Consider the following 17295-nt stretch of genomic DNA (forward strand, 5'->3'; position numbering starts at 1 on the left):
GATCCGGAGCAGAAGCCTCGGCGCAACATCCGGGTCGACCCACGACTCAGGAGATAGACACACGCGCGACAACGGGAACGGAGGGTGTATTCGGCATGCGCGCGAAACGAGTGTCGGCTTGCCGGTCTAGAGCTGGTTGAGAGGCGACGGCGACCGTGGGGCGATTCCGAGCGATGCCTGGCGCTTGCCTCGATGCTCCGCTGTACCAGACAGGTCGGAGGTGGGCAGCGGCTGCGCGAGGACGAGCGCTCCGGCCGCGCGGAGATCGTCAAGGCCGCACCGGCGACACGGGTGCGCTGGATGGGCGGGCACCCGGTGGTCGCGGGCCTCGGCACGGCCGCCCTGCTCGTGATCGCGGGACTGGTGTTCGGGGTCTTCTTCGCCTGGCTCGTCGGCGTTCCGGCGGACGCGATGCGCATCTTCATCGGCGCGGTCGGCATGGTGTCCTCCGCGTGGCTGGCCCTCGGCCAGGTCGTCGGACCGCTGAACGGGGTCTCGGGTGGAACGCCGTTCGAGCCGTTCCACTGCATCCCGAACACCGTCTCGGCGGTCGCCTTCGACTTGCGACCAGCCGTGGTGCTGGCCGCGTTCTCCGCGGTGTTGCTCGGCGGCGGGCTGATCGCCCTGCGCCGCAGGGACTTCGGCCTGCAAGTCTTCGAGTTCGGCGGTCTTCAAGTACCGCAAACCTCATCGAGCACCGGGGTTTGCCGCGGTTAACGATGATCGACAAGGGGGTTCGGTGGTCTTGAAGACCACCGAACCCCGGCGCATCGTGAGCGGAACCCTCAGCTCAACCGCTTGCAGGACAGGGCATGGAGCGGCTAGAGCGCCAGGCGACGCGACTGGTCGGAGGCGAAGACGCCCTCGGGGTCGACGGCCGCGCGGACCTTGCGCCACTCGTCGATGCGCGGGTACATCTTCTCGATCGTCTCCGCGCGGGTGCGCGACTCCTTGGCCAGGTACAGCCGCCCGCCCGCCGCCAGCACCCGCTCGTCCAGCTCGTCGCAGAGCTGGTGCAGGCCCGGCTTGATCGGGAGGTCCATCGCGAGGGTCCAGCCCGGCTCGGGGAAGGAGATGTGCCCGGAGTTGCCCGCGCCGAAGCGCTTGAGCACGTTCAGGCACGAGATGTGGCCGGAGGAGGAGATCGTCTCCATCGTGGAGCGCAGGAACGGCTCCTGGCCGAACGGGACCACGAACTGGTACTGCAGGAAGCCGTTGCTGCCGTAGCCGCGGTTCCACTCGCCGACCAGGTCCAGCGGGTGGAAGAACTGGGTGATGTTCTGCACCGCGCCGAAGCGCGTCGCGCCCATCCGGTAGTACGCCTCGTTGATGATCTTCGCGGTGAGCTTGTTGAGGCACCAGTTGGGGAAGATGTCCGGCACGGTCAGCAGCTGCGGCGCGTCGAACTTCAGCGGGTCCTTGCGCAGCTTCTTCGGCAGGTCCTCCAGCTTCGCGGGCCAGCCGCGCAGCAGCGTGCCCCGGCCCATGCGCTCGCCGGTGGTCAGCGAGTCGAACCAGGACTTCGAGTACGTGTACTGGTCGTCGTTGTCCTGCAAGCGCTCCAGCAGCTGGTCGAAGTTGTCGGTCTGCTCGACGTCGGCCAGGAAGTAGGAGGTCTCCACGCGCTTCAGCCGGATCGTGGCGCGCAGCACGATGCCGGTCAGGCCCATGCCACCGGCGGTCGCCCAGAACAGCTCAGCGTTGTCCCCGTCCGGGGTCACGCGCTGGATCTCGCCGTTGGCGGTCACCACGTCCATCGACAGCACGTGGTTGCAGAAGCTGCCCTGCGTGTGGTGATTGCCGCCGTGCACGTCCGCCGCGATCGCACCGCCGACGGTGACCTGCCGGGTACCGGGCAGCACGGGCACCCACAGCCCGTAGGGCAGCAGGCGGCGCACCAGGGTGTCCAGGCTGACACCGGAGTCCACCTCGACGACGCCCTCGTCCACGTTGATGGCGTGGATCTTGTCGAGCGCGGTCATGTCGATCACCAGGCCGCCCGCGTTCTGCGAGGAGTCGCCGTAGCTGCGGCCGAGACCGCGCGCGATCACCCCTCGCTGTCCGGCAGTGCGCACCGCGCGGGCGATCTCGTCGACGTTGCCGGTGCTCACCACCTTGGCGGTCGTCGGAGCCGTGCGGCCCCAGCCGGTGAGCGTGCGGGTCTCGGTGGGGATCTCGGTGACTGCCACGTCGCCGAGTCTAGGGACGGTGGATGCTTGCTTCGGTGAAACAACTGTTCTACCGTTTGTTTCATGCAAGCAAGCAAGTCGGACCTCGCCACGCTGGTGGCCACCGTGGAGCGCTTCGGCGAGTCGCTGCGCCGGGGCACCTCGCGCGTCTACGACCCGGTGCGCGTGGGCGTGCTGCGGGTCGCGGCCGAGCGCGGCAAGGTCCGCCCCGGGGAGATCGCCGAGGTGCTGGACGTGCTGCCGTCCTCGGTGACCCGGCACGTCCAGGTGCTCGCCGAGGTGGGCTTCCTCGTGATCACCACGGACCCCAGCGACCGCAGGGCCTCGCTGATCGAGGTGACCGAGGCCGGGCGCGAGCAGGTCCGCCAGTTCGTCCAGGCGGGCGTCGACGTCTTCGGCGCGGTGGTCGCGGACTGGCCGGGCGAGGACGTCCGCGCGCTCACCGGGTTGCTGGACCGCCTGCTCGCCGACTGGGCGGAGAAGGGGACCGACCACCAGCGCGCGCACCGCGCCAAACGTCGGTTCGGGTGGAGCGAGACATGACCGAGGTGATCGTCGTCGGGGGCGGGCAAGTACATGCTGACGGCGTCGACGTGGATTCCCTTGAGGCGCCAGGACTCCACGAAGCGCTTGCCGATCCGCACGTCGGTGCCCGTGCCGAAGTGGGAGAGCAGCAACGTCACCGTTCTCGGTGATGCGATCCACAGCATGACGCCGTTCAGGGGGATCGGCGCCGACATCGCGCTCCGCGACGCACAACTGTTGTGCCGCAAGCTGATCGAGCCCGATCGCCCGCTGCTGTCGCGCCTCGCTTCGCACGGCTCAGCAGTCTGTGGGGGACAACAGGGTCGCGCGCTTGGCCGGGCGCACCGCCTTCCGCGTGATGGACGCGGTGCCCGCCTTGAAGCGCCGCGCCTTCGCCGGCATCGGCACCTAGTGCTCCAGCCGGACTTCGCGATCTTGGCAGAAGGCGGGCGCCAGTTGATCATTGATGGTGTGCGAGAACCATTCAAGGTTGGCGCTGGGGTTGTTGTCGGATTTACCGCGCAAGAATAGATGGGCATTGGTGGAGCAGGCCGGGATGCCGCTCCGGACGGCATGCGGCATCCGCTGTCCCGGCGGCGCGGGAGGCTGCTTCAGGCTTTCCTGAAAGGGTTCGACAGCAAATCGAAACCCATGCGATCTTCGCTGGCGTGAAAAAGGGAAACAAGAAAACGGCGGCCATCGTCGCCGGACTGGTCGGCGTCGTCAGCCTGATCGGCTCGGGCAGCGCCTCGGCCGCGCTGCGGCCCGACGCCGCGACGGGCAAGTACTGCGTGATCACGCTGAAGAAACTCCAACCGGGCGAGGCCACCTCCAAGGTCACCTCCCAGCGGTGCGGCGACGATCCGGCCGCTTTCGAGATGGCCAAGAGCGCCGCAACCTCGCTCGCCTTCCTGCACGAGCACGACAACCTGGGTGGCACCTGGCGGATGTACCAGGGCGATGACGGCCCTTGTGACGCCTCCGGCTACGGCATCGACTGGGTCGGCGCCGTCATGCACCACAAGACGTCCTCCATCCTGACCAACAACTGGTGCAACAGCCTCACCCTGTTTCACAATTCCTACCGGGACCCTTCGGCGGGCTCGGCTTACATTTCCGATCCTGGCGTGGTGGCGGCCCGCTGGAACTCGCTGCCGCAGTTCAACGACCGAACGGCCTCTTTCAACATCTTCCGCCGCTGACCGGAAATCAAGAATTGGCCGCGACGTCACAAAGTCCGGCTGGAGTGCTAGGGCGTGGTGATCGCGGCGAGCCGGGCGCGGATCTGTCGCAGCGCCGCCGTCCTGGCCTCGATCGGATGGGTGCCCGTGCCCCGGACTCCGATGCCAGTGGGCAGGTGGGTCACCTTGACGCTCGGCGGTTGCCCAGGCTGTCGTGTGCAGTAGTGATCGAGGCGTAGATCGTCCTCGCGCAGGGTGGGCATGTCCGGGCCTTCCGGCACCACGGTCACCCGGGCGGACGCCTCGGTTTCGTGCTTGAGCGTTGCCCATGGCCCCTCGGCGCCCTCCCGGGCCGTGACGGCGAACGCAGCCGTTGGACCGTGCCAGCCTTGCAGGTCTTGCACGGTCCAACCGCGTTCCTCAGCGAGATCGCGATAACGGCCTGCCAGCAACGCCACGCAGTGTGTGTCGCCCTCGATGAAGACGATCACGTCGAGGGGGTCGCGGGGATCTCGCAGCGCCAGCCGGGCGGCAAGGTCGTCCCGCAGTTCGGCGACCTGCGCGGACAGCTGTTCCGCCTCGGCTCGCAGCTCCAGTTCGACAGCTGCCGCCAGATCTTCTTCGACCGCGCGCAATCGGAGGACGGCCGCGTGCAGTGGCGCCAGTGCGGCCAGGCAGCGGCGTAGTCGGCGAGCTCGAAGATGATCGCGGAGGACCGAGGGGGCGGCCAGGGAAGACTCGAGGTCGGCGTACTCGGACAGAACGTCCTCGAACACCGACCTCGTCATTGGGCGATCGTATCGCCGGGTGGGAGCTAGGGGGCGGTGATCGCGGCGACCATGACGTGCCGGATCGCGTCGGTGATCTCTTCGACCGGGCGCAGCGTGTCGTGCGCCTGCCACTCACGCAGCAGGCCGGTGACCACGCCGACCAGGGCGATGGAGATCAGCCGGTAGTCCCGCTCCGGCGCGTGCCCGACGGAGGCGGCGTGCGCGGCCTCGTCCTCGATCAGCGCCGCCCAGCGGGCCACCCACTCCTGGTGCTGGCGCTCCAGCTCCGGGCTGACGCCGACGGCCTCGACGTAGTTGAGCCGGGGCAGGCGGGGGTCGGCGGTGACGCTGCCCATGAACGCGCCGAGCAGGGTGGAGATCCGGCTGGGCACGTCCTGGCCGTCCAGCTCCTCCAGCGCGGTGGCGACGCGCTCCAGGGCCGCCTCGTTGATCCGGTCGTGCAGGGTGAGCAGCAGCGCCTGCTTCGTCGGGAACTCCTCGTAGAAGTTCCGCGTCGACACCCCGGCGTCGGTGCAGATCCGCTCGATCCGGCTGGCGTGGTAGCCGTCGGCGGTGAAGCGCTCCAGCGCGGCGTCGAGCAGTCTGCTGCGGCGCTCGGCCCTGCGCTGCTCTGCGGGCACTCCCCGGTAGGTGCGGGTCGAGCGGGCCATGGCGGGTCCTCCTGCTGTCTCGGTGATCACCAGCTTAGTGGTCAGGGGGATTGTCAGAACGGGTTTCAGTGGCTACTTTGTGAAAATCCTGCTTATCAAAGTCGGGTAGCAAGCAATAAGGAGCCGTCGATGTCTCCGCTGTCCCGCTCGCGCGCCGCCGTCGTCCTCGCCCTGCTGCTGGCCCTGTTCGCGCCGGTAACGGCGTCAGCGACACCGGTCCCGATCCCCTCCGCCGACCCCTTCTACCAGCCGCCGGAGCCGCTTCCGCAGGGAAAGCCCGGCGACGTCATTCGCTCAAGGAAGATCGTCGCGAAATTCGCGCTGCTGCCCGCGCCGGTGCAGGCGTGGCAGATCCTCTACCGCTCCACCTCCGCGACCGGGCAGCCCATCGCGGTGTCCGGCACCCTGCTCGTCCCGCCGACGCCGTGGCTGTCCGGGCCGCGCCCGCTGCTGTCCTACGCCGTGGGCACGCACGGGCTCGGCGACGTCTGCGCGCCGTCGTTCACCCTCCGCACGGGCATCGAGAACGAGGTCGCGCTGATCGCTCAGCCGCTGCTCAAGGGCTGGGCCGTGGTGATCACCGACTACCAGGGCCTCGGCACGCCCGGGGTGCACACCTACGCGGTCGGCCAGGCGGAGGGGCGGAGCGTGCTCGACGCCGCCCGCGCCGCGCAGCGCATCATCGGCTCCGGCCCCGTCGGGCTCTGGGGTTTCTCGCAGGGCGGCCAAGCCTCGGCGTTCGCGGGGGAGCTGCACCCGAGCTACGCGCCGGAGCTGGACGTCGTCGGAGTGGCGGCGGGCGGGGTGCCGCGTGATCTCGCCGCGCTCGCGCCGGTGATGAACGGAGGACCGTTCTTCGGCCTCGCGGTCGGGGTGATGGCGGGCTACAAGGCGGCGTACCCCGAGCTGCCCTACGAGTCGCTCCTCAACGCCAACGGCCGTCGCCTCGTGGAGGAGACCAGCAAGGACTGCGTCGCGGTCATGGTGCCGCGCAACGCTTTCCAGAGCTTCGCCACCATCGCCTCCGTGCCCGATCCGCTGGCCGACCCGCAGTGGCAGGCGCGCCTGGCGGAGAACCGCGCCGGGCAGAAAGCGCCGCGCGCGCCCGTCTACCTGGTGCACGGCGACATCGATCCGCTGATCCCGCACAGCATCGCCAAGCCGCTGCTGAACTCCTACTGCTCGCTCGGAGCGCAGGTGCAGTGGCGCACGATCCCGTTGGCGGGCCACATCACCGGCGACGTGGTCGCGACCCCGCTCGCCATGGAGTGGCTCTCCGCACGCTTCGCGGGCCGCCCCGCCACCACCTCCTGCTGACCTCGCTTAAGCCCTGAACGACCCGTTTAGTGCGTTGAGCGCACCGAACGGGTCGTTCAGCGCGTTCAACGCACCAAAGGGGCCGTTGGGGTGGGGGTCAGGTGGAGTGGGCGGGGGTTAGGCGGCCAGGGGAACAGGGGTGAAGCGCCAGAGGGTTTCCTCGGTGGCCTCGTCGACGAGGGCCGCTTGGACGTCTTCTGGGGCGAAGCGGTCGGTGGGGGCGGCGAAGACCACCGTTGCCGAGCGGTCCTGGAAGCGTGCGGAATAGCTCAGGAAGCGCCAGTCGCCCTCGGTCCACGTCTCGCGGACGTCGGAGCGCAGGAACGCGGCGACGGCACGGTAAGCGCCACTGCGCTCCACCTGCTCGACGCCCGCCGCCAACGGAACTCCAGAAGGCAGTCCCGCCAATGGATGGCTGAGCCGCACCCGCAAGCGCCGCAACGGAAGAAGCCAGTACCGGTCGAGTTCTGCCGACAGCGCAACGAAAACGAGCAGCACGCCCAGCATGGCCAACGGTGACGCGGGCAGAGCTGCGAGAGCCGAGGAAAGCACGAGCAGCCAGGCGCGCGCGAACGAACGCCAGCCGATCGGGCCGCCCTTGCCGCCCATGCAACCGCAGTCGGATTCGGGTCGAACTCGCCGCGCGTAAGCCAAATAGGCGACGAAACCCAGCGACAGCACGGTCGCAGCCACACCCTCGGCGACGAAGAACGGAGGCACGACGAGCGCAAGAGCGATGACGAGTTCGACGACGCCGACGAGACGGTAGGCGAAGCGGCCGACGAAGCGGTCGAGCGCGGTTCGACGAGCGGGGCCGAAGAGCTTCACGCAACCGGCCCACGCCAGGACGATCACCACAACGACAACCATGGGGTCTCCTTCCCACTGCCGGGGGAGGGTTCCGGGCGGAGCAGGGCCGCCCGGAACCCTCGTGGTCCGGCGCTGGACTACGCGGCGGCGAACACCGTCGCGATGTCGACCTCGTTGGTGTCGGGCCGCCATGCGCCGATCACCTGCACGTGCTTGCCGACCTGCAACAGGGACAGGTCGGACACGGCCGGGGTGTCGTTGTAGACCGCCGCGGTGGTGCCCGCGACCACGTGCCCGACCACCCGGTCACCGTGGTGGTCCAGGTGCAGCACGTCCTTCTCCATGGCCGCGATGTGGGCGGTCAGGTTCACGATGTTGACCCACACCGAGTCGGCGGCGAGCGTGCCGTCCTCCAGCTTCAGGCCCCGCGCGTAGAGCCCGTCGCCGACCTTGATCGCGTCGAAGGTGGTCGGCCGCAGCTTCCACAGGCTGGTGCCGTCGGTGACGTGGATGCGGTGCAACGTCCGGTCCGACCCGGTCACCACCAGCATGGAGCCGGTGATCGCCGAGATCCGTCCCTCGGCGAAGTTCGGGTCGGGCAGCGACGGGTCCAGCTCCGGCCCCGGCGAGGCCATGGCCTGCTCCGGTGCCACCGAGCCGAACGCGGTCGCGCCGACAACAGCGCCGCTGAGCACTGCCGTGCTGAGAAAACGCCTGCGTCCCAAGGAAGCCATGGTTTCAGCCCCCTTCACGCGACCGTGCAGGGCAGGCGCCCGCCGGAGAGGCTGCCGATCGCGCTGTACGCGGCCGGGGTGAGGTCCATGATCCGGTTCGTTCCGCACTTGCTGCCGCAGCACGTCTTCTCGCCGCACCACAGGTCGGTCTGCGGCCCGCAGTCGGCGATCTTGACGCGAACGGCCTTGTTGTTGCACAGACTGGTGATCGTGAACTGGTGACCGCAGGTGCGGCGGGTCAGGGTCTTGCCGCACTTGTCGGGCCTGGTGATGTCGAAGCACGCGGCCGAGGCGTTCGGCCACGCGCACTGGAGGCTCGCGGAGTTGCAGGTCCCGCAGGCGCCCTTGCCCGTGGACCCGCACGGTCCCCAGGCGGCACCGCAGCAGAACCAGGTCGTGGACCCGGTGGATGGAGCCATGTGGCTGCCCTCATTTCGCAAGACGGGGCACAGCGAACTGACGGGGTCACCGGGTGCAGGGGGCGACCCCGTGGGAAAGATCCGCGCGGCCGGGGCAGGGGGTCCGGCCGCGCGGACGACGCCGTTCGAGGGAACTCACGAACCGCGCTGGGCGAGCCCGCCGTCTCCGGGCTGGCCGTCGCGTCGGCGAACGGCGTGCTGTCGCAGTGTTTGGTTATCGAGTAACCAACTTCACCATAAACCCGCGAACAGATTTCCGGGAGGCTCCGTCCGAGGCAGCGGGTACCGCCTAACGGAGCACGCGCGCCGCAGGTTGCACGCAGCCCCGCGTGGTTTGTGCCACAGGGTCCATCGAACGGAGTAGTCGCAGGTCACGGCCGTCCACCCGGCGCTGCCCGAAGACCGCCGGTGTTTTGTCATCCGGACGGGGGTCGCCTCCTCCTAGGCTAGGGGGCGAACAGGAAGCGACGAGTGCGGAGAACCGGGGTAGTAGATGACGTCGACAGAGGCCGGCGACGATCAGGGGCGGTTGCTGGGTGGGCGATACCGCCTCGGCGAGCTGATCGGGCGCGGCGGCATGGGCTCCGTCTGGGGCGCTGTCGACGAGATGCTGCGCCGCGACGTCGCGGTCAAGGAGGTCACCGCGCCCGCGTGGGTCAGCGACGAGGAACGCCGCTCGCTCGCCGACCGCACCATGCGCGAGGCCAGGGCCGCCGCGCGGATCAGCCACCCCAACGTGGTGACGGTCTACGACGTCGTCGACGAGGACGGCCGCCCGTGGATCGTGATGGAGCTGGTCAAGGCCCCGTCGCTGGCCCAGGTCGTCGAGCGCGACGGAGCCCTGGCGCCGAGCCGGGTCGCCGCGATCGCGCTCCAGGTCTTCGCCGCGCTCAGCGCCGCGCACGAGCACGGCATCCTGCACCGCGACGTGAAGCCGGGCAACGTGCTCGTGCACGACACCGGGCGCACGGTGCTCACCGACTTCGGCATCGCGACCGTGCAGGGCGACGCGTCGCTGACCGTCTCCGGGATGCTCGTCGGAGCGCCCGGCTACATCGCCCCGGAGCGCGCACGCGGCCTTGAGGTCGGCACCGCCTCCGACCTGTGGTCCCTCGCGGCCACCATGTACGCGGCCGTCGAGGGCAAGCCGCCCTTCGACCGCACCGGCGCTCTGCCGACGCTGACCGCGGTGCTCACCGAAGACCCCGAGCCGATGCAGAACGCCGGGCCGCTGCGCCCGCTGATCGAGGCGATGCTGCGCAAGGACCCCGAACAGCGCCCGACCCCGGCCGAGGTGGAGGGCGTGCTGCGCCGCGTCGCGCTCGGCGACCTCGGCGAGGACGAGGCCGCGACGGTGCTCGTCTCCTCCGGAGTCAGCGGCGGTGCGACGGCGTCGCTGGTCAAGGGCGAGCCGACCCGCGTGCAGCCCGCGCTGAAGGCCGCCGCCGCCGCGTCGCAGCCCTGGTTCCGCAGCACTCCGGCGAAGGTCGGCGCCGGCCTTGGCCTCGCGGTGCTGACCGCGGGCACGGCGCTGGCCGTCGTGCTGCTGATGCAGGAGCGCGACCCGGGCGGCGGTGGCGGCGGTGGCGGGACCGGCACCTACCCGAGCTACAGCCAGCCGTCGGTTCCGATGGTCAGCGGCGAGGAAACGACCTCGTCCAAGCGCAGCCGTCCGCAGTCGACGACGCCCTCCACGACGCCTTCGACGACGTCGGAGCAGCCGACGACCACCAGTCAGCCGCCGCCGACGACCACCACGCCGACGAAGCCGAGCTCGACCAAGCCGACGACGCAGCCCAGTTCGCCGTCCAGCCAGCCCAACCCGGGCGGTGGCATCGACATCGGCGGCCCCGACCGCCTGCACTGAGCCCCTGGCTACCAGAGCCCGCGCGCCGGATCACCCACCACGGCCAGCAAAGGCCCTGGGGAGCCGTGCGCGGGCACGTCGTCCAGCAGGTACCAGCGTGCTTTGCGGTCGGGCCCGTACAGCCGCCACAGCAGGCCGTCGTGGCGCAGCTGGGCGATGGGCCTGCGCGTCCACTCGCTGCCGTTGTCACAGGTCAGCGGCGCGCGGACCTCGAAGATCGTGACGTGCGATGTGCGCACGGTGCACTCGACCCGGACCTGGTGCAGAGCCTGCTCGGGGATGCGCTCTTCGCACCAGCGGAGGATCTGGCGCAGGTGCGGGTCCGGGACGGCCATGCGAGATGGTGACATGGCCGCCCACGGCCACGTCAAAGGGTGATCAGGACCTTCAGTGCACGGCGTTCGTTCATCGCGGCGTAGCCCTCGGCCACCGCGTCGAGCTTGATCGTGGTGTCGAAGATCGGCGACGGGTCGACGGCCCCGGAGAGCACGTCGGGCAGCAGCTCCTCGATGTAGGCGCGGGCGGGCGCGACTCCGCCGCGCAGCGCGATGTTGCGCTTGAACAGCCGGTCGATGTCCAGGCCCTCGCCGCCCAGGTGCGGAACGCCCACGTACCCGATCCCGCCACCCGCGCGGGCGATGGAGATCGCGGTCTGCATGGACTGCCCGGTGCCGACGGCCTCGATCACCGCGTGCGCGCCCTCGCCGCCGGTCAGCTCGTTGATCGCTTCGACAGCCTCGTCACCGCGCGCGGCGACCACGTCGGTGGCGCCGAAGGTGCGGGCGATCGCGGTGCGCGCCTCGTGGCGGCCCATCGCGATGATCCGCTCGGCACCGAGCCGCCGCGCCGCGAGGACCGCGCAGAGCCCGACCGCGCCGTCACCGACCACCGCGACGGTCGCTCCGGGGCGGACTCCGGCGATGGTGGCGGCGTGGTGGCCGGTCGGCAGCACGTCCGACAGCGACAGCAGCGCGGGCATCAGCGCCTCGTCGACGTCGGAGGGGAGCTTGACCAGCGTGGCGTCGGCGAAGGGCACGCGAACGGCCTCGCCCTGTCCGCCATCGTTCGCCTTGCCCCACATGCCGCCGTTGCGGCAGGAGGTGGGCAACTGTTCGCGGCAGTACACGCAGTCGCCGTCGCTGAACATGAACGGCGCGACGACGAGGTCGCCGACGCGCAGGCTGGAGACCTCGGAGCCGACCTCGGCGACGCGGCCGAGGAACTCGTGGCCGATCCGCGCACCCGGCTGCGAGGGGGAGACGCCCTGGTAGGGCCAGAGGTCGCTGCCGCAGATGCAGGAGTGGGTGACCGTGACCACTGCGTCCGTCGATTGGTTGATCACCGGGTCGGGTACCCGCTCCACGCGGATGTCGCCGGGGCCGTGGAGGGTGGTCGCAAGCATGGAAGTGTCCCTGGGTGTCGGCGGTGCACGCGGCGGCGGCTCCACCAGCTTGCACCACGGGACCCGGCATCCCGAAACCTGGCAGACTGGACTCAGCAACCGGACAAAGGGGACGCGATATGGCCGGACTCTTCAGCAAGATCCAGCGCTTCCTGCGCAGTCCCAAGGGACGTGAACTCCAGCACAAGGCGCGCAAGATCGCTCAGGACCCGCACACGCGCCGCAAGGTCAGCGACGCGCTGCGGAAGTTCCGCAAGAGGTAGGGAAAAGAGCAGCGACCCCCGGGCTACTTCCTGCTCGCGCAGGCCGAGCGTGGACTGACGCTCGGAGCTCCGGGGGTCGGGTAGCTGCCTGGTATTCGCCGGACACCTTTCCCGCGGTGCACCACGGGGCCGACGTTGTGAAGGCCGTTGGCAGTCCTAGCGGACAGCCACCTCACGAGTCCTGTTGATACTCAACGTTGGACCACCTCCTCTCACGTGTACGGCCAGGTTAGGCACCGCCGTCCTTGTCGCGCAACGGTTTAATCCGCGCGCGTGCCGCGCTCCACCGTCCTGGTGATGGATTCCAGCGCGGCGTGCCTGGTCATCGCGCCCTCCGCGCACGCGGCGATACCGGTGTAGACCACCGACCACAGCACGCGGTTGAGCCACTCCGCGCTGACGCCGTTGTCGAAGTAGCCCTCGCGCTGGCCGCGCTCCAGCAGCTCGAAGACGGGCGCGTCGACTTCGTCGAGATCGCCGATCAGGTCCTTGCGCGTGTCGATCAGGTGCTCGCCGAAGAGCACCAGCAGCACCGGGCTCAGCTCGAAGTACGCGTGGGTGATCCGGCGCAGCGCCTCGGCCGGGGTTCCCCTGTGCAGCTCGGCCGTGGAGACGGCGACGGTCAGCTGCGCCAGCGAGTCCTCCACCACCGCCGAGAGCAGCTCCGTGCGCTCCGGGAAGTACCTGTGCAGCGTGCTCCTGCCGACCTCGGCGGCCTCCGCGACCTCGGCGAGCGAGGCCTGCGGGCGCGTGGCCAGCAGGGTGATCGCCGCGTCGAGGATCGCGCGCCTGGTCCGGTTGCGGCTGCCCGACTCCCTGGTGGTGCTCGACATCCGCCCACCCTAGCGGTTCGAGACGCTCAACTCTCTTTGTGGGACATCGATGTCCCAAAGTGCTACGGTGGAGTCCGACGCGAGGGGGAGCCTGTGGAGCCGAAACCGAAGAGATGGCAGAACATGCGCGTGCTGTGGAGCTTCGTCCACCCGCACCGCAAGGTGCTGCTGGCCGGGCTGCTGCTGGCGCTCGGGGCCACCGGCGCCGCGCTGGCCACGCCGATGGTGACCAAGGTCGTGCTCGACTCGCTCGCGGTCTCGGAGTCGGTGAGCGGGCCGGTGATCACGCTCGTCGTGCTGCTGGTGGCCGGATCGCTGTTCGGGCTCGGGCAGTGGACGCTGCTGGGCAGGCTCGCCGAGCGGATCGTGCTCGACGCCAGGACCTCGATGGTGCGCAGGCTGTTCCACGTCCGCGTCGCCGAACTGTCCAGCCGCACCAGCGGAGAGCTGGTCACCCGCGTCACCTCCGACACGCTGCTGCTGCGCGAGGCCGCCGCGGCCAGCCTGGTCGACTTCGTCAACGGCACCGTGCTGCTCGTCGGCTCGCTCGTGCTGATGGCGACGCTGGACTGGGTGCTGCTGTCCACGACCTTCGGCATGCTCGCCATCGTCGGGATCGTGGTCGCGGTGCTGATGCCCGCCATGTCCGGCGCGCAGAAGGAGGCCCAGGCCGCCGTCGGCAGGCTCGGCGGAGTGCTCGAAGGCGCGCTGCGGGCCATCCGCACCGTCAAGGCCAGCCGCGCCGAGGCCAGGGAGAGCGACCGCGTCCTCGCCGAGGCCCGCGAGTCCAACAAGCAGAGCGTGCGCGCCGTGCACATCCAGGCGATCGCTTGGTGCGCCTCCAGTTTCGGCGTGCAGCTGGCGATCCTGTTCGTGCTCGCACTCGGTGCTTGGCGGGTCAGCTCCGGTCAGCTCGCGGTCTCCGGGCTCGTCGCGTTCCTGTTGTACGCCTTCCAGGTGATGGACCCGGTGAACACGCTGACCCAGGCCGTCACGCACCTCCAGTCCGGCATCGCGGCGGCGGCGCGCATCCGCGAGGTGGAGAGCTTCGGCGTCGAGGAGACCACCGCCAGCGTCACCTCGATCAGCGAGCGCGGATCGCCGAACGTGCTGTCCTTCACCGGAGTCACGGCTCGCTACGCTCCCGGAGGACCGCCCGCGTTGGACGGCGTCGACCTGGAGATCCCGCGCGTCGGGCACACCGCGTTCGTCGGCCCCTCCGGTGCCGGTAAGACAACGATGTTCTCGTTGATGCTGCGCTTCCTCCAGCCCGAGCACGGAGAGCTGTCCCTCGACGGAGTGCCTTTCGGGCAGCTGTCGATCGAGGACGTGCGCAAGCGGATCGTCTACGTCGAGCAGGACACGCCGCTGCTGCCGGGAACCGTGCGCGACAACGTGCTCTACACGCACACCGACGCTTCCGAGGAAGCCGTGTGGGCGGCACTGCGCGCCGTGCGGCTCGACGAGCGGGTGCGGCGCCTGGAGAACGGGCTGGACACGCCCCTGTCCGGCGCGGCCATCTCCGGAGGTGAGCGCCAGCGGATCGCGTTGGCCCGCGCTCTGGTGACCGAGCCCGAGATCCTGTTGCTGGACGAGGCCACCGCTCAGCTCGACGGCCTCACCGAGGCGGCCGTGCAGGAGGTCATCAAGCGCGCCGCCACCAAGGGAGCGGTGCTGACCATCGCCCACCGACTGTCCACAGTGGTCGATGCCGACCAGATCGTGGTGCTGGAGAAGGGAAAGCTGCGCGCCATCGGCACGCACGGCGAGCTGGTGCGCTCCGACGAGCTCTACCGCGACCTCGTCGGAGCACTCCGCATCGCCGTCCCCGCCTGATCCCGCCCAATGGCCCGCTCAGTGCGTTGAGTTCCCTGAATGACTCATTGAGGACCCTCAAGTACCTCAATGAGTCATTCAGGGCTTAAGCGGCGCGGTCAGACCACGGCGCCGGTGCGGTCGCGCTTGTGGGCCGGAGTGGAGTAGTGCGACTTCTTCTTAGTGCGCGCCTTGCCCGCGCCGGGCCACCGCTTGTCGAGCAGCACCGCGATCGGCGCGGCGGTGACGATGGTGGAGAGCGTGCCCGCGACGAGGCCGAGCAGCATGGCCAGCGCGAAGTCGGCCAGCGATCCGCCGCCCAGCGCCAGGAGCGCGCCGAGCACGAAGATCACACCGATACCGGTGTTCACCGTGCGCGGCAGGGTTTGCAGCACGGCAGCGCTGCTGACCCTGGCGAAGCTCTCCTTCGGCCGGAGCCCGCGCAGTTCGCGGACGCGGTCGAAGACGACGACGGAGTCGTTCACCGAGTAGCCGATCACGGTCAGCATCGCAGCGAGGAACACGGCGTCGAGCGTCTTGTCCATCCACGCGAACGTGCCGAGCACGATCAGCACGTCAGCACTGAGCGCGAGCACCGTGGCCGCGCCGAGGCGCCAGTCGAAGCGGTACGCCAGGTACGCCAACTGCGCCAGCACGGCGAGCAGCAACGCGATGAGGGCGTTGTTGCGCAGCTCGGCACCGAGGCTCGGGCCGATCTTCTCGTCGCGGATCTGCTCCGCCTTGCCCGCGGCCTTGGCGACCGCGTCGCGGATCGGCGCGGTGTTCTCGGTCGGCTCGGTGCGCACGGTGACCGCGTCCTGGTTCGACGCCTGCACGATCGCGCGGGGGAAACCGGCGTCAGTAAGTGCAAGGCGAATCTTCTCGATGTCGATGCTCGATCCCGCAAGCGGATCTCGGGCGTCGGCGGCGGCACCGGTGGAGTACTCCAGCACCCGCCCGCCGGTGAACTCGACGCCGAGGTTGAGCCCGCGCACGAACACGCCGGCGAACAGCAGCACGAGCACGATCGCCGAGCCGATCAGCCAGCGGCCGGCGCGGTCGTAGAGCTTCGGGTCGCGCGCTTCGAGCTTGCGCCTGACCACGCCGTGGTGGGCGAGACCGGTGAGTTTGGGGTGCTTGGCGAGCGGACCGCGCACGGCGAGGAACAGCAGCGCCCTGGTGAGCACGAGGGTCGCGAACATCGCGCCGAGCACACCGATGGTGAGCGTGACGCCGAAGCCCTTCACCGGACCGGTCGCCAGCCAGAACAGCAGACCGGCCGCGAGCAGCGTGGTGATGTTGGAGTCCACGATCGCCGACAGCGCGTTGCCGAACCCTCGGTCGATCGCCTTGGGCAGCGGCTGCCGCGTGCGCGTGCCGAGGAACTCCTCCCGTGTCCGTTCGAAGACCAGCACGGTCGAGTCCACCGCCATGCCGATGGCGAGCACGAGGCCCGCGAGGCCGGGCAGCGTCAGCGTCGCGCCGATGAACAGCAGCATCGCGTAGGAGAGCGCGGAGTAGCCGACGAGCGCGATCACCGAGATCAACCCGGCGAGGCGGTAGACGACGATCAGGAACAGCGCGGTCAGCGCGAGGCCGATGACGCCCGCTTCCAGGCTGGCGCGGATGGCGTCGGCGCCGAGGGTCGGGCCGACCGTGCGCTGCTCGACGACCTCGACCGGGACCGGCAGCGCGCCGCCCTTGATCAGCAGCGCCAGCTCGCCCGCCTGCTGGTTGGTGAACTTGCCGGTGATCTGCGTCGACCCGCCGAGGATGCCGACGTTGCAGCCGACCTGCGGGTTCACCTCGGGCGCCGAGATGATCTTGTCGTCGAGCGCGATGGCGACCCGGCGCACCGGGCTGCCCATGGGCGCGCACGCGGCCTGGCCGGTGAGCTTGCCCCACGCCGCGCCGCCCGCCGACTGGAAGTTGATCGACACGACGTAGCCGGGGCCGTCCGGCGCCGGGCCGGAGTTGGCGTCGGAGACGCCCTCACCGGTCAGCGCGGCCGGGCCGAGCACCAGCTGCTCGCCCTCGGCGGTGGCCAGCACCTTCTGGCCCGGCTTGGGCTGCGCGCCCGGCTGCTGCGCGGAGATCACCGGGTGGAAGGTGAGCTGCGCGGTGCGGCCGATGACCTCGACGGCCTGGCGCGGGTCCTGCACGCCGGGCAGCTCGATGATGATCCGGTTCTCGCCGGAGCGGGCCAGCGTCGGCTCGGCGACACCGAGCTGGTCGACGCGGCGGCGCAGCACCTCCAGCGCTCGGTCGGTGGTCGGCGCGTCGGCCTTCGCCTGGGGGGAGTCCTTGGCCTGCAACACGATCTGGGTGCCGCCGCGCAGGTCGAGGCCGAGGCGCGGCGCGGTGGTGAGAATGAGGTAGACGGACGCGGCGAGGACCGCGAGGGCGACGAACACCCTCACGACGGGTCCCCGGCGCGCCTGGGTGCGCGACATGGGTGGAATGCCTCCGGATGAGCCGTCCGTCCACAGTGGACGAACG

At 69.9% G+C, this 17295-nt stretch carries 18 protein-coding genes; 8 read left to right on the forward strand and 10 right to left on the reverse strand.

Annotation, left to right across the window (positions count from 1 at the left end; all coding sequences use genetic code 11):
- Positions 1-192 precede the first annotated feature (192 nt).
- Positions 193-717 carry a hypothetical protein gene (locus ABD798_RS33090; protein WP_344884029.1) on the forward strand — a complete coding sequence of 175 codons (525 nt, stop codon included), beginning with the start codon at positions 193-195 and terminating at the stop codon, positions 715-717.
- Positions 718-821: 104 nt separating this feature from the next.
- Here ABD798_RS33090 and dprE1 read toward each other — a convergent pair whose 3' ends face one another.
- A complete protein-coding gene (gene dprE1 / locus ABD798_RS33095) occupies positions 822-2189 on the reverse strand; it encodes a decaprenylphosphoryl-beta-D-ribose oxidase (protein ID WP_344884032.1) in 1368 nt (455 codons plus the stop codon).
- 63 nt (positions 2190-2252) lie between these two features.
- Between dprE1 and ABD798_RS33100 the strand changes: the two genes are divergently transcribed.
- The 3 genes from ABD798_RS33100 (at position 2253) to ABD798_RS33110 (ending at position 3916) form a co-directional block, all read left to right on the forward strand.
- Entirely contained in the window at positions 2253-2732 is a 480-nt protein-coding gene (locus ABD798_RS33100; protein ID WP_344884035.1) for a MarR family winged helix-turn-helix transcriptional regulator, read from the forward strand.
- 33 nt (positions 2733-2765) lie between these two features.
- Positions 2766-3245 carry an FAD-dependent monooxygenase gene (locus tag ABD798_RS33105; RefSeq protein WP_344884037.1) on the forward strand — a complete coding sequence of 160 codons (480 nt, stop codon included), beginning with the start codon at positions 2766-2768 and terminating at the stop codon, positions 3243-3245.
- A 137-nt stretch (positions 3246-3382) separates the two neighbouring features.
- Positions 3383-3916, forward strand: a complete 534-nt coding sequence (locus ABD798_RS33110) for a hypothetical protein (protein ID WP_344884040.1) — start codon at positions 3383-3385, stop codon at positions 3914-3916.
- 47 nt (positions 3917-3963) lie between these two features.
- Here the strand turns inward: ABD798_RS33110 and ABD798_RS33115 are convergent, their stop codons facing one another.
- The gene (locus tag ABD798_RS33115) at positions 3964-4683 is read right to left on the reverse strand and encodes a PCRF domain-containing protein (RefSeq protein WP_344884043.1); all 720 of its coding nucleotides are present in this window, start codon (positions 4681-4683) and stop codon (positions 3964-3966) included.
- A gap of 26 nt (positions 4684-4709) precedes the next feature.
- Entirely contained in the window at positions 4710-5336 is a 627-nt protein-coding gene (locus tag ABD798_RS33120) for a TetR/AcrR family transcriptional regulator (protein WP_344884046.1), read from the reverse strand.
- Between the two features lie 129 nt (positions 5337-5465).
- Between ABD798_RS33120 and ABD798_RS33125 the strand changes: the two genes are divergently transcribed.
- A complete protein-coding gene (locus tag ABD798_RS33125; RefSeq protein WP_344884049.1) occupies positions 5466-6653 on the forward strand; it encodes an alpha/beta fold hydrolase in 1188 nt (395 codons plus the stop codon).
- A gap of 117 nt (positions 6654-6770) precedes the next feature.
- On the opposite strand, the gene ABD798_RS33130 is transcribed toward ABD798_RS33125, so the two are convergent.
- From ABD798_RS33130 to ABD798_RS33140, 3 genes are all read right to left on the reverse strand, one after another.
- The gene (locus ABD798_RS33130) at positions 6771-7523 is read right to left on the reverse strand and encodes a MauE/DoxX family redox-associated membrane protein (RefSeq protein WP_344884052.1); all 753 of its coding nucleotides are present in this window, start codon (positions 7521-7523) and stop codon (positions 6771-6773) included.
- A 77-nt stretch (positions 7524-7600) separates the two neighbouring features.
- Positions 7601-8197: a DUF5666 domain-containing protein gene (locus ABD798_RS33135; protein ID WP_344884055.1), complete on the reverse strand. Its 597-nt coding sequence runs from the start codon at positions 8195-8197 to the stop codon at positions 7601-7603.
- Between the two features lie 14 nt (positions 8198-8211).
- Entirely contained in the window at positions 8212-8616 is a 405-nt protein-coding gene (locus ABD798_RS33140; RefSeq protein ID WP_344884058.1) for an RlpA-like double-psi beta-barrel domain-containing protein, read from the reverse strand.
- A gap of 493 nt (positions 8617-9109) precedes the next feature.
- Here ABD798_RS33140 and ABD798_RS33145 point away from each other — a divergent pair, with 493 nt between their 5' ends.
- Positions 9110-10483 carry a serine/threonine-protein kinase gene (locus tag ABD798_RS33145; RefSeq protein WP_344884061.1) on the forward strand — a complete coding sequence of 458 codons (1374 nt, stop codon included), beginning with the start codon at positions 9110-9112 and terminating at the stop codon, positions 10481-10483.
- A gap of 8 nt (positions 10484-10491) precedes the next feature.
- On the opposite strand, the gene ABD798_RS33150 is transcribed toward ABD798_RS33145, so the two are convergent.
- A complete protein-coding gene (locus ABD798_RS33150) occupies positions 10492-10833 on the reverse strand; it encodes a DUF3024 domain-containing protein (RefSeq protein WP_344884064.1) in 342 nt (113 codons plus the stop codon).
- Positions 10834-10850: 17 nt separating this feature from the next.
- Complete coding sequence (locus ABD798_RS33155; protein WP_344884067.1) at positions 10851-11885, reverse strand: zinc-dependent alcohol dehydrogenase family protein; 1035 nt, start codon at positions 11883-11885, stop codon at positions 10851-10853.
- Between the two features lie 119 nt (positions 11886-12004).
- On the opposite strand from ABD798_RS33155, the gene ABD798_RS33160 reads away from it, so the two are divergent.
- A complete protein-coding gene (locus ABD798_RS33160; RefSeq protein WP_344884069.1) occupies positions 12005-12148 on the forward strand; it encodes a hypothetical protein in 144 nt (47 codons plus the stop codon).
- Between the two features lie 260 nt (positions 12149-12408).
- On the opposite strand, the gene ABD798_RS33165 is transcribed toward ABD798_RS33160, so the two are convergent.
- Positions 12409-12981, reverse strand: coding sequence for a TetR/AcrR family transcriptional regulator (locus ABD798_RS33165; RefSeq protein WP_344884072.1), 573 nt, complete (start codon positions 12979-12981; stop codon positions 12409-12411).
- Between the two features lie 123 nt (positions 12982-13104).
- On the opposite strand from ABD798_RS33165, the gene ABD798_RS33170 reads away from it, so the two are divergent.
- The gene (locus ABD798_RS33170; RefSeq protein WP_344884075.1) at positions 13105-14817 is read left to right on the forward strand and encodes an ABC transporter ATP-binding protein; all 1713 of its coding nucleotides are present in this window, start codon (positions 13105-13107) and stop codon (positions 14815-14817) included.
- A gap of 98 nt (positions 14818-14915) precedes the next feature.
- On the opposite strand, the gene secD is transcribed toward ABD798_RS33170, so the two are convergent.
- Positions 14916-17216, reverse strand: coding sequence for a protein translocase subunit SecD (secD, locus tag ABD798_RS33175; RefSeq protein WP_344884078.1), 2301 nt, complete (start codon positions 17214-17216; stop codon positions 14916-14918).
- Positions 17217-17295: the final 79 nt, after the last annotated feature.

The organism is Allokutzneria multivorans, from assembly GCF_039537405.1.
Taxonomy (GTDB): Bacteria; Actinomycetota; Actinomycetes; order Mycobacteriales; family Pseudonocardiaceae; genus Allokutzneria; species Allokutzneria multivorans.

Excerpts from the sequence above, each read along its gene's own strand:
- ABD798_RS33115 (WP_344884043.1), bottom strand. The coding sequence starts at position 4,683 with ATGACGAGGTCGGTGTTCGAGGACGTTCTGTCCGAGTACGCCGACCTC.
- ABD798_RS33170 (WP_344884075.1), top strand. The coding sequence starts at position 13,105 with ATGCGCGTGCTGTGGAGCTTCGTCCACCCGCACCGCAAGGTGCTGCTG.
- ABD798_RS33125 (WP_344884049.1), top strand. The coding sequence starts at position 5,466 with ATGTCTCCGCTGTCCCGCTCGCGCGCCGCCGTCGTCCTCGCCCTGCTG.
- ABD798_RS33160 (WP_344884069.1), top strand. The coding sequence starts at position 12,005 with ATGGCCGGACTCTTCAGCAAGATCCAGCGCTTCCTGCGCAGTCCCAAG.
- ABD798_RS33155 (WP_344884067.1), bottom strand. The coding sequence starts at position 11,885 with ATGCTTGCGACCACCCTCCACGGCCCCGGCGACATCCGCGTGGAGCGG.
- ABD798_RS33100 (WP_344884035.1), top strand. The coding sequence starts at position 2,253 with ATGCAAGCAAGCAAGTCGGACCTCGCCACGCTGGTGGCCACCGTGGAG.
- ABD798_RS33140 (WP_344884058.1), bottom strand. The coding sequence starts at position 8,616 with ATGGCTCCATCCACCGGGTCCACGACCTGGTTCTGCTGCGGTGCCGCC.
- ABD798_RS33145 (WP_344884061.1), top strand. The coding sequence starts at position 9,110 with ATGACGTCGACAGAGGCCGGCGACGATCAGGGGCGGTTGCTGGGTGGG.
- ABD798_RS33130 (WP_344884052.1), bottom strand. The coding sequence starts at position 7,523 with ATGGTTGTCGTTGTGGTGATCGTCCTGGCGTGGGCCGGTTGCGTGAAG.
- ABD798_RS33150 (WP_344884064.1), bottom strand. The coding sequence starts at position 10,833 with ATGTCACCATCTCGCATGGCCGTCCCGGACCCGCACCTGCGCCAGATC.
- ABD798_RS33120 (WP_344884046.1), bottom strand. The coding sequence starts at position 5,336 with ATGGCCCGCTCGACCCGCACCTACCGGGGAGTGCCCGCAGAGCAGCGC.
- ABD798_RS33135 (WP_344884055.1), bottom strand. The coding sequence starts at position 8,197 with ATGGCTTCCTTGGGACGCAGGCGTTTTCTCAGCACGGCAGTGCTCAGC.
- ABD798_RS33105 (WP_344884037.1), top strand. The coding sequence starts at position 2,766 with ATGCTGACGGCGTCGACGTGGATTCCCTTGAGGCGCCAGGACTCCACG.
- ABD798_RS33090 (WP_344884029.1), top strand. The coding sequence starts at position 193 with ATGCTCCGCTGTACCAGACAGGTCGGAGGTGGGCAGCGGCTGCGCGAG.
- ABD798_RS33165 (WP_344884072.1), bottom strand. The coding sequence starts at position 12,981 with ATGTCGAGCACCACCAGGGAGTCGGGCAGCCGCAACCGGACCAGGCGC.